The 13,758-nt window shown below is 60.1% G+C and carries 10 protein-coding genes; 5 read left to right on the forward strand and 5 right to left on the reverse strand.

What is annotated here, in order from left to right:
- Window positions 1-1,170 (reverse strand): S8 family peptidase (locus EKL15_RS24120; RefSeq protein ID WP_203090517.1); only part of this gene is annotated, 1,170 nt, incomplete at its 3' end.
- A 478-nt stretch (window positions 1,171-1,648) separates the two neighbouring features.
- Window positions 1,649-2,302: a TetR/AcrR family transcriptional regulator gene (locus EKL15_RS24125; protein ID WP_038874652.1), complete on the reverse strand. Its 654-nt coding sequence runs from the start codon at window positions 2,300-2,302 to the stop codon at window positions 1,649-1,651.
- 250 nt (window positions 2,303-2,552) lie between these two features.
- Between EKL15_RS24125 and EKL15_RS24130 the strand changes: the two genes are divergently transcribed.
- Window positions 2,553-3,770 (forward strand): Tm-1-like ATP-binding domain-containing protein, encoded by a 1,218-nt coding sequence (locus EKL15_RS24130; RefSeq protein WP_100396791.1) that lies wholly within the window; start codon window positions 2,553-2,555, stop codon window positions 3,768-3,770.
- A gap of 92 nt (window positions 3,771-3,862) precedes the next feature.
- On the opposite strand, the gene spy is transcribed toward EKL15_RS24130, so the two are convergent.
- Window positions 3,863-4,351 (reverse strand): ATP-independent periplasmic protein-refolding chaperone Spy, encoded by a 489-nt coding sequence (spy, locus tag EKL15_RS24135; protein ID WP_100396792.1) that lies wholly within the window; start codon window positions 4,349-4,351, stop codon window positions 3,863-3,865.
- A 535-nt stretch (window positions 4,352-4,886) separates the two neighbouring features.
- Here spy and pdeR point away from each other — a divergent pair.
- Window positions 4,887-6,881, forward strand: a complete 1,995-nt coding sequence (gene pdeR / locus EKL15_RS24140) for a cyclic di-GMP phosphodiesterase (protein ID WP_060425399.1) — start codon at window positions 4,887-4,889, stop codon at window positions 6,879-6,881.
- A 16-nt stretch (window positions 6,882-6,897) separates the two neighbouring features.
- On the opposite strand, the gene EKL15_RS24145 is transcribed toward pdeR, so the two are convergent.
- Window positions 6,898-7,764 carry a crotonase/enoyl-CoA hydratase family protein gene (locus EKL15_RS24145; RefSeq protein ID WP_038874666.1) on the reverse strand — a complete coding sequence of 289 codons (867 nt, stop codon included), beginning with the start codon at window positions 7,762-7,764 and terminating at the stop codon, window positions 6,898-6,900.
- A 342-nt stretch (window positions 7,765-8,106) separates the two neighbouring features.
- Here EKL15_RS24145 and yhjD point away from each other — a divergent pair, with 342 nt between their 5' ends.
- The 3 genes from yhjD to EKL15_RS24160 all read left to right on the forward strand — a co-directional run bounded on the left by yhjD (window position 8,107) and on the right by EKL15_RS24160 (window position 11,646).
- Complete coding sequence (gene yhjD, locus EKL15_RS24150; RefSeq protein ID WP_060425396.1) at window positions 8,107-9,126, forward strand: inner membrane protein YhjD; 1,020 nt, start codon at window positions 8,107-8,109, stop codon at window positions 9,124-9,126.
- A gap of 328 nt (window positions 9,127-9,454) precedes the next feature.
- Complete coding sequence (locus tag EKL15_RS24155) at window positions 9,455-10,777, forward strand: MFS transporter (protein ID WP_038874673.1); 1,323 nt, start codon at window positions 9,455-9,457, stop codon at window positions 10,775-10,777.
- A 101-nt stretch (window positions 10,778-10,878) separates the two neighbouring features.
- Window positions 10,879-11,646 carry a CDP-diacylglycerol diphosphatase gene (locus EKL15_RS24160; RefSeq protein ID WP_047729636.1) on the forward strand — a complete coding sequence of 256 codons (768 nt, stop codon included), beginning with the start codon at window positions 10,879-10,881 and terminating at the stop codon, window positions 11,644-11,646.
- Here EKL15_RS24160 and EKL15_RS24165 read toward each other — a convergent pair whose 3' ends face one another.
- Window positions 11,647-13,686, reverse strand: coding sequence for an AsmA family protein (locus EKL15_RS24165; protein ID WP_100396793.1), 2,040 nt, complete (start codon window positions 13,684-13,686; stop codon window positions 11,647-11,649).
- Window positions 13,687-13,758 lie beyond the last annotated feature (72 nt).

Below are 13,758 nucleotides of genomic sequence, written 5' to 3' on the forward strand. Positions count from 1 at the left end.
CAGGTTGATCATCCCCCAGCCGTAGAGCGCGTCGATGCCCGGCGCGCCCATGTCGGTGGCGGTGGTTTTCAGCACGTCCGCCACCTGTGCGCCATTCAAATACGGGAACCGCTCCATCAGCACCGCAACGCTGCCGGCCACGTGCGGCGCCGCCATCGAGGTACCGCTGTATTTGGCGTAGCCGGTCGTCAGATTCTCCACGCTGGTGCCTTCAATCACCGAGCTGTACACCCGGGTACCCGGTGCCGAGACGCACAAACTGGCGGTATAGCCGCAGCGGGAAGAGAAGGTGCTGATGCTGTAATCGCCGGTATTGGTAGGATCCTGCAGGCTGGCGACCGACAGCCAGTTCGGCGCGATATCCGGCACGAAATACGCCAGGCCGGCCATGGCGTCCGGGTTGTTCAGGTTGTAATCGTTACCGGCGGCGAAGATGGTGACCACGCCGCTGCGCGCCGCGTCGATCGCGCCCTGATAGGCGCCGCCGGGCTTGGTGCCCAGGATAACCTTGATCTGATCGAACTGCTTTTGCGCATCGTCGACCGTGAAATGAGGATAAGCGGGATCTTTGCCTCCCTTGGCGAATTTATCGGTAATGCCGATGCCCCAGCTGTTGTTGATGATGCGCGCGCCGCTGGCCACCAGCGCATCCCAACCGGCCTGGTACACCGCGCCGTCGTTGCCGAGGATGATGCCGTCCTCCGGGCCGGGATCGCCGTTTTCCGCGCTGATGATCTGCGCGTTGAACGCCACGCCGTGCATGGCGCCGCCGTCGCGGCTGCCGGCGGCGATGCCGCCCACGTGGGTGCCGTGCGAACCGAGCGTGCCATCGGAATCCACGCTCGGCGTGCCGTCATAGCGGAAAGCGTCGCCTTTTTTCACCGGAATATAGGGGTCGGTGTATTCGCGGATGCCTTCGGTAACCAAATTGATCACCTTATTCTCACCGGCAAATTCGGGATGTTTGGCGTAAACCGGCTGATCGAAAATGCCGAGTTTGATGCCTTTGCCGGTATAACCGGCGGCGTAGGCCTGGTCGGCGTGGATCGCCCCCAGCCCCCATTCCGCGTTGAACTCACTGCTGCGCCAGCTGGCCGGATCGCCCGCTTTGCCGTTCTCTATATAGGTGGCAGCCTGCGCCCCGCCGATCGCCGTCAGGCAGATCAGCATCGCGCTCCATTGTGCGCGATGAACTCCGATTTCAGGCCAGCCGAAGGCCGCCCGAGCGGATTTGACTCCTCTAAGTTTCTTCTCCATCCCAGATACCGTCCGTTGTTGTTTGCAAATGTTTTATAAGATTTTTTGTGTAACAGTTTGGTAACACCAAATAAATAAAGCACAACAATCTCAAGTGCGCTTAATGTGTCATCCGGCAGTCAGGAGGGAGGAGAGAAAGTTTCAGGGGTGGATCAGGCGAAGGAGGATAAGAAATGGCAATGACATCCCCCAACGCCTAAGTCGCGGCATGAGGTGAGAGAAACAATATTATGATTATGATAAATAAGAATATAATTCAGTAAACAACAAAGAGACAGAACGCCTGAAAAGTGATTAACAGGCGTCTTTTATCACTTTTAATTATAAATTTTGCCAATATTCACTCAGTGAATTATGCTGGATTTTCACTCAGCCATCGGCAAAAATTGGATTATCCTGCTGATGTTTTTTTGCTGTTCATCGCGTCTTCTTCCGCCTGACGAAGGATGGCTTTGGCCATCCATTGCGTGACATCCTGAATATTATCCAGCTCCAGGCCCCAGATATCTTTCAACACCAGAAATACTTCCGAGCCGTAAATCAGCGAGAAAGCATGAATCACTCTCTGCAGAGAGTCCGACGGCAGTTTGCCCTGCAACGGTTCTACCGCCAGCGCCAGCAGACGCTTGCGGTTGCCGCGCACGAATTTTTCGCCCGGCGTCGCGTTCGCCCACTGCTGTAAAGAGAGTTGCAACGCCGCGCGCAACGCCCCCTCATGCCGCTCCATCTGAGGATAGGCGAAGCTCAGCAATTGCTGAATACGCTTCAAAGCATCATCGTCTTGCGGGCGCCATTCCAGGATTGGGCCCAGGCTTTCCGCCACCACGGCGCTAATCAGCGCACTTTGGGTCGGAAAGTAACGGTAGGCCGTCGCACGCGATACCTGTGCATGCGCCGCCAGTTCGGTGATCGAAGGAAACGCGCCTTCGTCATACAGCGCCATCGCGCTGGCCAGCAACAAACGGTAGGTTTTTGCCCGGGCGGAGGTCAGAGAAGGATCGAGAGGGACGGGAAAAGCATCTATCGGCACATAAACCTCATGCATCTGCACACGCTAGCACAACCGGGGACGATGCCTCTGTTGGCCGGTTGCCGGCAAAGCGCCGGCCACGTTGAAAAGCTCAAAAATGAGACAGAAGTCCCATTTTGCATCGCCTAACCCTTGCAAAAATGATACGGCCGTCTCATTATATAAATACATTAATTACTTTAACTTAACAGCCAGCACCAGGGTTCCAATAAAAATATAACATCATAATTTATAAATAAAAACTAGAAACACTCGGGAAAACCCCATGATTGATACTTCAAATTTTGTCTATATTGCTACCACAGCAGATACCAAAGGACAAGAGTTGGAGTACGTACGGCGGCTGATCGCTGCCCTGAACTTACCTACGCGAACCGTCGATCTCTCCACCCGTAGCTTGCCGTTTGATTCCCCCGCCGATATCAGCCCAGAGGACGTTGCCCGCCACCATCCGGCAGGCGCCGGCGCGGTCTTCTGCGCCAGCCGCGGCCAGGCGATCGCCGCCATGGCGACGGCTTTCGAACGCTTTATCCTGACGCGCCGCGATATTGCCGCCCTGCTTGGCCTGGGGGGCTCCGGTGGCACCGCCATCATCACGCCGGCCATGCAGCAGCTGCCGATCGGCCTGCCGAAAATAATGGTCTCAAGCATGGCGGCGGGTGACGTTTCCGCCTATGTCGGCGCCAGTGACATCAACATGCTGTATTCGGTCACCGATCTCGCCGGTCTGAACCGCATCTCGCGACGGGTGCTCGGCAACGCGGCGCGCCAGATAGCCGGGGCCGTACGCTTCGCCGCCGTCGACTATCCCGACGACAAGCCCGCGATTGGCCTGACGATGTTTGGCGTCACCACGCCCTGCATTCAGGCGCTGGTTGCCGACCTTGAGCCGCAATGGGATTGCCTGACGTTTCACGCCACCGGCAGCGGCGGCAGAGCGCTGGAAAAACTGATCGATAGCCGCCAACTGCACGGCGCCATCGACTTGACCACCACCGAAGTGGCCGATTACCTGTTTGGCGGTGTGCTACCCTGCAATGCAGATCGTTTCGGGGCCATCGCGCGTACCGGCATCCCTTGCGTGCTCTCCTGCGGCGCGATCGACATGATCAACTTCGGCGCGCCGAATACGGTGCCGGCTCGCTACGCCAACCGCCTGCGCCACCATCACAATCCGCAAGTGACGCTGGTGCGCACCAGCGCGCGGGAAAGCGCGTTAATCGGACGTTGGATGGGCGAAAAAATCAATGCCTGTACGGGCGAAGTGCGCTTCGTGATCCCGGCAGGCGGCGTATCGGCTCTGGATGCGCCGGGGCAACCGTTCTGGGATCCGGCGGCGCTGGCCGCCTTTACGCAAGCGCTGGAGGAGACGGTATACGCCACCGACAAACGCCGGCTGATAAAAACGCCTTATCATATTAACGACCCGCGCTTTGCACAGGCCGTTGCCGAACAGTTCCGGCACATTGTCGGCGGGGAATGATTATCACTCACTGCAGAACCTGCCGGTGATAACGCCAAATAAAAAAGGCCAGACAAATAGTCTGGCCCTTTTTTATTCACCGCGAGCGGATATTACTGACCGGAGGACATCTGCTCCTTCATTTTATTCATATGGTCCATCATCTTTTGCTCGCGTTTCTGATAATTCTCATTGTATTGTTTTTTCTGCTCAGGAGTCAGCAGGTTATACATTTTATTTTCCGCTTTGGCGCGTTCCAGCATGCGTTCGGATTGCGCTTTGCCCATCGCGTCAATTTGCGCTTTCGCCTTCGCTTCGTCAAAGCTGTCGGAAGCCACCAGATTATGCAGCGCCTGGCGTTCCTCTTTCATGCCCGGCCCGCGCTTCTGGTGCGACTCTTTCATGATGTCGCGCATCTGCTGGCGCTGCTGTTCGGTCAGGTTCAGCCCGGCGAACGGGCCGCCTTTGCCTTCACCCTTGTGATGCATCATTTTCATCGGCACCGCATCCGGTGCCGGTGCCGTCGTGTCTGCAGCGAACGCCGCAGAAGCAGAACCCAGAGCCAGCGTGGAAGCAATAAATAAAGCCGTCAATTTACGCATAATCATTTCCTTAAAAGTTTTTCTTCATCAGGAGCGCTGTACGTTAACAGGCTCATTCGTCGTCGGAGATAATAATAGGCTGATAAAATTCAAGTAATGCGAGGGTGTGTAAACTTTTTAAAACCCGTCTCGGATTTATTCACCAATTATGAGAAAACTATGAAGATGGCGTTTATTTGATGGAAATTTTAATTTCCCGGTAAAAATCCCCCCGGTGGAGTTATTTTTCCGCTTTCCCCTCACCGCTATAATTTACTCGCCTCCACGGCAACCTTGCATCAACCGTTTTCCGATAGCGGGGAGGTCGGTACAAACATCACAGGATCCGATGTTCTCCTACACTTTAAGACAACCGGCCGCCGGGTGACGTTTACACCGCAAAACTAATCATTGCTTATATAATAGTTTCCATCACCCGCCTCGCCTGTGAAAACCTGTTATATGATGCACAGATGCGCACGGCGACCACTTTCGGGCCAACAGGCTGCCCCGGAGCTGTGCTGACCGGCCGCCCGTGCTCTTTTGAGGAATCATCATGCCCGCAGACCAAGGCCCTGAGCTTCTTAACGCCCACTTCGGCACCCAAAGCCCCCACTGGCGGCTGGCGTTTGACAGCAATGCCCTGGAGCTGTCCGCCGTTAAGGGCAAAGCCCACGTCGCGGTGGCGCTCAGCGCCATGGAAGCGGCGAAAATCCGCCGTCTGACCGGCGTCACCGCCAGCCTTGAACTGACCATTACGCTCGCCGGAGAACCGCTGCATCTGCATCTGGTGGGGCGCCGCGTCAATAATCTCGAATGGGCGGGCACCGCTTCCGCCTTCAGCGACACCCAATCCGTGGCGCGCGATCTGGTGCACGGCCTCTCCTTCGCCGAGCAGGTGGTGTCCGAAGCCAACTCGGTGATCGTGATCGTCGATCAGCACGGCCGCATCCAACGCTTCAACCGGCTGAGCGAGGAGTACACCGGGCTGCGCGAACATGAAGTGATCGGCAAAAACGTTTTCCAGCTGTTTATGAGCCCGGAAGAAGCCGCCGCTTCGCGGCGCAACATCGCCGGCTTCTTCCGCAACGGTTCGTCCTATGAGGTGGAACGCTGGGTAAAAACGGTCAAGGGCGAACGGCTGTTCCTGTTCCGCAATAAGTTCGTGCACAGCGGCAGCGGCAAGAACGAGGTGTATCTTATCTGCTCCGGTACCGACATCACCGAAGAACGCCGTGCGCAGGAGCGGCTGCGGGTGCTGGCCAACACCGATCTCATCACCGGCCTACCGAACCGTAACGCGATCCAGGACAAAATCAATCACGCCATCGCCACGCGCGGCGAAGAGAGTTTCGGCCTGGTCTACCTCGATCTCGACAACTTCAAGAAGGTCAACGACGCCTACGGCCATATGTTCGGCGATCGGCTGCTGGTCGAGGTCGCGCTGGCGATCCTCGGCTGCCTGAGCCCGGACCAGGTGCTCGCCCGCCTCGGCGGCGACGAATTCTTGGTGCTGGCGCCGCAAACCGATCGCGAGCGCCTGCAAACGCTGGCGCAGCGCATCATTGACAGGCTGAAAACCCCTTTCCGCATCGGCCTGATTGAGGTGTATACCGGCTGTTCGATCGGCATCGCGCTGTGCCCGGAGCACGGCAACGATCTCGACAGCCTGATCCGCAGCGCCGATACCGCCATGTACGTCGCCAAGGAGCACGGCAAACGCACCTATACCGTCTTCTCGCCGGAGATGAACAAGCGCGTCGCCGAATACATGTGGCTGGACACCAATCTGCGCAAAGGCCTGGAGCAAAATCAGCTGGTGCTGTATTACCAGCCGAAAATCGACGCGCGCAGCGGTGAGGTGCACAGCGTGGAAGCGCTGGTGCGCTGGGATTCGCCGGAGCGCGGCCTGATCCCGCCGCTGCAGTTCATCTCCTACGCCGAGGAGTCCGGCCTGATCGGCCCACTGGGGCAATGGGTATTGCAGACCGCCGCCGGCCAGGCGGCGCAGTGGCAAGAGCAGGGATTGAATCTGCGGGTGGCGGTCAACCTCTCCGCCCGGCAGCTGGCCGACGACAGCATCGTCAACGACCTGCTCGGGGTGCTGCGCCGTCACCGCATGGCCCCTTGTCTGTTGGACTTCGAGTTGACCGAAAGCAGCCTGATTGAAGACGAGAACCGCGCTCGCGCGCTGATCACCCGGTTGCGCGAACTGGGCGCGCAGGTGCATCTCGACGACTTCGGCACCGGCTATTCGTCGCTGGCGCAGCTGGCGCGTATTCCGCTGGACGCCATCAAGCTGGATAAAAGCTTCGTGCGCGGGGTGAATTTCAACCCGGTATCGCAATCGTTGGTGCGCGCGATCGTTGCGGCGGCGGAGGCGTTGGCGTTCCGGGTGATCGCCGAAGGGGTGGAGACCGAGAGCGAAAACCACTTCCTCGACGAGGTCGGCGTGGACGAAAAACAGGGCTTTCTGTTTGCGCGGCCAATGCTCCCGGAACAGCTGGAGCATTGGCTGCAGTCCTACCGCCCGCACTCACCCTCCGCGTGAGGCGGGCGCGTTAACGTTAGCCGGCACGACGCAGGTTCAGGGTATGGCGATCCTGCAACATCACCAGCCGCTCGATGTAGGCGCGGTCTTTTTCCTCAATGGTAAAGGCCGAGTGCACCCAGTCTTCAGTAATGTCCATCAGCTCGGAACGCGTCAGCTGCAACACGCGCTGACGCGCCCGCAGCATGGCGCGCATGCCGTTGAGCTTCGGCCGTATGGTATCGATAAAGGTGCGCGTCGCCATGTAGGCGTCGCCGGGCTGGAACAGCTGGTCTACCAGCCCGCGGCTCTCGAACCACTCTGCGGTGTGCGACTCGCCGCCCCAAATCAGCTCCTCGGCCAAGCGCATGCCAGCCTTGCGCGCCACCAGCGAGTAACCGCCCATACCGGGAAACAGGTTGAACGCGATCTCCGGAAACCCCATGCGCGCGTTGTTCTGCGCCAGCACGAAATGGTGCGCCAGCGCCGCTTCAAAGCCGCCGCCCAGCGCGCTGCCTTCGACCATCGCAATGCTGACCGCGCCGGTGTCGAAACCGCGCGCCGCCGCATGTACGCAGTCGATGCAGGCGCGCGCGTAGGCCATCATCGCCTCGCGCTTGCGGTTTTTGATCGCTTCGGCGAAGAACTGCAGATCGCCGCCGACGTTGAACATGTTCGGCACCAGCGAGCCGGTGACCCAGAAATCGAACCGCAGCGAAGACTCCTTCGCCGCCTGCGCCAGCGTCATGATGTCTTCGATCAGCGCCTGGTTGAAGCAGGGGCGCGGCGCGGCGCGCAGCAGCATCCACATGATGTGCCGCCCCTCTTCATAGTAGGCGGACAGCTGCGACAGATTGCCCGCTTCGGTAAACGGACGACAGGTGGGGTGATTAAGCAATTTCATAAGACCTTCCAGTTTTTCTGTTGATGACGGATGAGACCGTTCCAGCCCCTACGGCTGCAGCGGAGCGGTGGGCGGCAAAAGCGCGACGCCACATCATGAGTAAACGCTTTCTCGCCGACGAAACAGATAAAAATTGGAGGTAGGGAAGTGAAAAAAACCGAGGCGCCACGGGGTTTTCATAGGAATTTTACCTATCGACCCCTCCCCGGCATTTCATGCCGGGCGCTAACGCGCTAAGCTCGGAAAATGACCGTTTGCCGCCCCGGCGTTCAAAACGCTGCGGGGCTTTGGCTATAATCAACGCTGAAACATGCCGTTTAACGTTAAGGAAATCGTGAAGTAATGCCTACAGGACCAGACCAGGAACGCCACCAGCCCGCACAAGACACGCCGCCGAAGCCGCTTATCGCCATCAAGACCGGCCATGAGACCCTCGACCGCCGCATCGGTGGTTTTTCACGTCTGATTGAACGCATCAAAGCCTGGCCAAGCGTGGCGCACCTGCTGCGCGCCGCCGAACGCTTTAACGATCGGCTGGGTAGCCAGTTCGGCGCCGCTATTACCTATTTTTCATTCCTCTCGCTGATCCCGATCCTGATGGTGTCGTTTGCCGCCGCCGGCTTCGTGCTGGCCTCCAACCCGGATCTGCTGGCCCGCTTGATCAACCGCATCGTCGGCAGCATCAGCGATCCGACGCTGGCCAGCACGCTGAAGAACACCGTCAACACCGCCATTCAGCAGCGCACCACCGTGGGATTGACCGGCCTGGCGCTGGCGCTCTATTCCGGCATCAGCTGGATGGGCAACCTGCGCGAGGCGATCCGCGCGCAGTCGCGCGATGTCTGGGAGCGCAATCCGCAGGATCAGGAGAAAATCTACTTCAAATACACCCGCGACTTCATCTCGCTGACCGGCCTGGTGGTCGCGCTGATCATTACGCTGTCGCTGACTTCGGTCGCCGGGTCGGCGCAGGCGGCGATCGTCAATGCGCTGGGGCTGGACGGCATCGAATGGCTGCGGCCGGCGCTGACGCTGATCGCGCTGTCGATCTCGATCTTCGCCAACTATCTGCTGTTCCTGTGGATTTTCTGGATGCTGCCGCGCCACAAACCGAAGAAAAAAGCGCTGCTGCGCGGCACCTTGCTCGCCGCCATCGGCTTTGAGGTGATCAAGTTCGTGATGACCATGACGCTGCCGCAGGTGGCAAAGTCGCCTTCCGGCGCGGCCTTCGGATCGGTGATCGGGCTGATGGCGTTCTTCTACTTCTTCGCTCGTTTGACGCTGTTTTGCGCCGCCTGGATCGCCACCGCCGACTACAAAGGCGACAAAGCGTTGCCGGAACGCGAACCTCCGGCGCGCTGAAGCCATGCGATCGTGCCGGTGTTATCGCACACACCGGCACTTTCCTCTGGATATCAACCAGAAAACCAGTCAATACGTCTAAATAACGCGGCGCGCGATCCGAAAAACCAGCATAACAAACTGCTCGCTCACTTTTCTTTGCCGCTTTTACAGCCATTCCCTCTGCACGAAAGCCCTTTCTCAACGTTTAACGCTGCAGAAAACAAGCCAGATAAAACATTAGTCTTTTTAACCGGTTAGCGGGGCCATTGCCCAAAGTTCCCGCGTTGAAAAGGCCGAATGCTGTCACTAAGATGGATTTTTACCCCTTCCAACAATAAGAAATATTATGCAAGCCACCATCGCACCCCCACTCGACGCCGACGACGCGTCCACACCGGTGAACTCCCGCGGGAAAGTCATCGTCGCCTCGCTGGTCGGTACCGCCATCGAGTTCTTCGACTTCTACATCTACGCCACCGCCGCGGTGATCGTGTTTCCACATATCTTCTTCCCACAGGGCGACCCGACCACCGCAACGCTGCAGTCGCTGGCCACCTTCGCCGTCGCCTTTGTCGCGCGCCCTATCGGCTCTGCGCTGTTCGGGCACTTCGGCGATCGCGTGGGGCGCAAGGTCACGCTGGTCGCCTCGCTGCTGACCATGGGGATTTCCACCGTGCTGATCGGCCTGCTGCCGAGCTATGAAACCATCGGCATCTTCGCCCCTATCCTGCTGGCGCTGGCGCGCTTCGGGCAGGGCCTGGGGCTGGGCGGCGAATGGGGCGGCGCCGCCCTGCTGGCGACGGAGAACGCGCCGGCCAAAAAGCGCGCGCTGTACGGCTCCTTCCCCCAGTTGGGCGCGCCGATCGGCTTCTTCTTCGCCAACGGCACCTTCCTGCTGCTCTCCTGGCTGCTGAGCGATCAGCAGTTTATGGAATGGGGCTGGCGCGTGCCGTTCATCCTCTCCGCCGCGCTGGTGCTGATTGGCCTGTACGTTCGGGTGTCGCTGCATGAAACGCCGGTGTTCGCCAAAGTGGCCAAAGCCGGCAAACAGGTGAAAGTGCCACTCGGCACGCTGCTGAGCAAGCATCTGAAAGCGACCATCCTCGGCACTTTCATCATGCTGGCGACCTACACGCTGTTTTATCTGATGACGGTGTATTCGATGACCTACGGCACCACGCCGCAGCCGTTGGGGCTCGGCTACTCCCGCAACAGCTTCCTGTGGATGCTGATGGTGGCGGTAATCGGTTTCGGCGTGATGGTACCGATCGCCGGCCTGCTGGCGGACGCGTTCGGCCGCCGCAAGACCATGATCGCCATTACCCTGCTGATGATCGGCTTCGCGTTCCTGTTCCCGACCCTGCTGGGTTCCGGTAACCAGGCGCTGGTGATGGGCTTCCTGCTGTGCGGCCTGAGCATCATGGGGCTGACCTTTGGCCCCATGGGCGCGCTGCTGCCGGAGCTGTTCCCGACCGAAGTGCGCTATACCGGCGCATCGTTCTCCTACAACGTCGCGTCTATTCTCGGCGCGTCCGTGGCGCCTTATATCGCCACCTGGCTGGCGGCCCACTACGGGCTGTTCTACGTCGGCATGTACCTGGCGGCGATGGCCGGGTTGACGCTGTTGGCCCTGCTGCTGATGAAAGAAACCCGCCACCAGTCGCTGTGATCCCCTACGGCCCCCTCACTGCGGGGGGCCGCACGCGTTGTTCGTTTCCTGTCATAAAACCGGGCTATGCTGGACGTTTCTCTCGGTAACAGGATTGGCCGATGTCTCTGCGTCGTGGGGTATTTGTCTGCGTTGCGCTGCTGGCGGCTCTCGCCATCGCGCTCTATTACGGGTTGAAGCCCGACCATCCCGATGCGCTGTGGCGCATCGTCAGTCAGCAATGTCTGCCCAATCAGCAGGCGCATGACAACCCGGCCCCCTGCGCGCAGGTGGATGTGCCGGCCGGCTTCGTGGTGTTTAAAGATCGCAACGGGCCGCTGCAATACCTGCTGATGCCCAGCGCCAAAATCACCGGGATAGAAAGCCCGGCGGTGCTGGACGCCGCCACGCCGAATTTCTTCGCCCAGGCCTGGCGCGCGCGCCACGTGATGGCGGAACGCTATGGCAAACCGATCGACGACGGCGATATTTCACTGGCGATCAACTCGGAATATGGCCGCACGCAAAACCAGCTGCATATTCATATCTCCTGCCTGTTGCCGGCGGTAAAACAGCGGCTGGCGCAGATCGGCCCCGATTTTATCGAGCAATGGCAACCGCTGCCCGGCGGCCTGTTGGGGCATGACTATCTGGGGCGGCGGGTGACCCCTGCCGAGCTGGAGCAACAGGGCGCCTTCCGTCTGTTGGCCTCCGGCCTGCCGCGCGCCGACGGGCGCATGGGCAGCTTCGGCCTGGCGATGACCGCGCTGCCGGACGGCGATTTCCTGCTGCTGGCGACCGAGCGCAGCCTGCTGCCGTTCACCCTGGCCTCGGCGGAAGAGATCCAGGATCACGACTGCCGGCTACTCTCACCGCCGCCGCGTGCCTGATTACTTTTTGCCTTTCATCTCCCGCAGGATCTGCCCGCACTGGTTTTCCTCGCCGCCTTCACTGGGCGAGACCAGCGCCAGCAGCGCCGCCGCCGGCGTCAGCACCGCCCCCAACGCCACCGCCGCCGCGCCGCGCGCGATCAGCGGCCCGGCTTTCACCCCGGCGTCGGGGTGCTTGAAGGTGCCTTTCACGTACAGCGGCGAGCGCAGGGTCAGCACGCGCATCCCCTTGCTTTCCGGATCGATGGACAAATCCAGCCGTTCGGTGGCGAGGTTGGTGTTGCCGGTGATGTTGATCACCGCGTTCTCGGTGTCGAACACGAACAGCCGCGGCGCGGCGACGCCGCTGCGGATGCCGACGTCCGCCGCGGCACAGTTGATGCCCACCACGTCGTCGCCGAACAGCTGCGCCACCAGATAGTTGCCGACGTTCAGGCCGAGGATCTCCATCAGGCTACGGCTGATCACCCCGTTATTGATCAACAGGCGCAGGTCGCCGTTGCTGGTCGCCAGCAGCTCGGCCACCGAATTTCCGCTGCCCGTCAGCCTGGCATCGCCGTTCATTTGCCCAAGGCTGCGCTTCATCGCCGCTACGTTCGGCAACAGCTGTTTGAGCTGGAGTTTGCGCGCGTGCATATCCACCTGGCCACGCATCGGCTTTTTGCCGCCGTCGAGACGCACCACGGCGTTCAGGCTGCCGCCCGCCATGCCGAAGCGCAGCGGATCCAGACGCAACTCGCCATTGTTCAGCTTCAGGTGCGTGGCCAGATCGCTCAGCGGTAAATCGCTGCCGCGTTCGATGCGCGCGGCGGCAAACTTCACGTCCGCATCCATCTTGCGCCAGCTTTGCGTATCGAACTGCGCGACCGGCAGCACCTTATCCGCCGGTTGGCGGCTCTTCTCGCCGCGCCCGGCTTTGGCGGCGTTGGAATCCGCGCCGATCAACGGCGCCAGATCCGCCAACCTCAGCTGCCGGGAGCTCACCGCGCCGCTCAGCGTCGGCCGCGGCTTACCGGCAACGTATTTCAAGTCACCGTGAATGTCACTGTCGCCGATTTTGCCGTCGAACTTCTGATATTCGAACACGGCGCCGCCCGGCTGATGCAGGCGGGCTATCAGATGGCCATCGGTCGCATACGGCGGCGTGTTCGGCAGCAGCACGCCGGTCAGGCCATAGAGGTCACCCAGGCTTTCGCCGGAAAATTTCAGCTGCACGTCCAGGCCACCGAGGTTCAGCGGATCGGACAAGGTGCCCGCCACCGCAACCCGGGTGCTGCCGGAACGCACGTCGGCCTGCAGCGGGAACGGCAGATCGGCGCTCTGCAGTGACAGCATGCCGCCGATCTTGCCGCTGCCGCTCAGCGGTTCGCCGTTATATTTGCCCTTGACCTGCCAACCGAAAACGTAGTCGGGGGTAGCGGCCTTGCCGCCGCTCTGCTTGCCGGTCACTTCACTGAACGGCAGCGGTTTACCGAGCGGATCGATGACGGCGCGGAAATCCGCCTTCAGGGTGGCGTCTTTAAAGGCGATCTGTCCCTTGTCGAACACGATGTCGTGAACGGTGAACGACCAGGCGGAAGGCGGTTGCTGCGGATCCTGGCCAGCAGCCAGATCAAACGTCCAGTTGTTGTCGCCGTTGGCCAGGCGTTCTAACGACGCATTCGGCTGCTTGAGCCAGATGCGCGGGATCAGCAGTTCTTTCCTCAGCAGCGCCAGCGGTGCGATGCTGGCGTCGACGCGCTGCAGCGTCACCATGCTGTCGGCGGGCATGTTTTTCGGGTTACCCAGCCACACGTCTTCAGCGTGAATATGCGGCCAGGGCACCCAGGCGCGCCAGCCGCCCTCATCCCGGTTACGCGACCAGTCGACGCCCAGATCGCCGCGGATGGCGAACGGCCGCCGCAGTTCGGCCGACACTTTGTCGTTGATGGTGGGTTTGAGTCGATTCCAGTCGAAGGTAGCGATGAAGATCGCCAGCGCGACGATCGCCAGCAGCACAATGCCGCCCAGCCAGCTGAAAACCTTTCCTGTTCTTGTCATAGGGCTCCCTCAGCACATAAACCGGGCTGCCGAATGAAAGGAAAAAGAATGAGCAGCCCCGTTTAAGCCTAG

It is taken from the genome of Serratia sp. 4542, from assembly GCF_016805595.1.
Lineage (GTDB): Bacteria > Pseudomonadota > Gammaproteobacteria > Enterobacterales > Enterobacteriaceae > Serratia > Serratia nevei.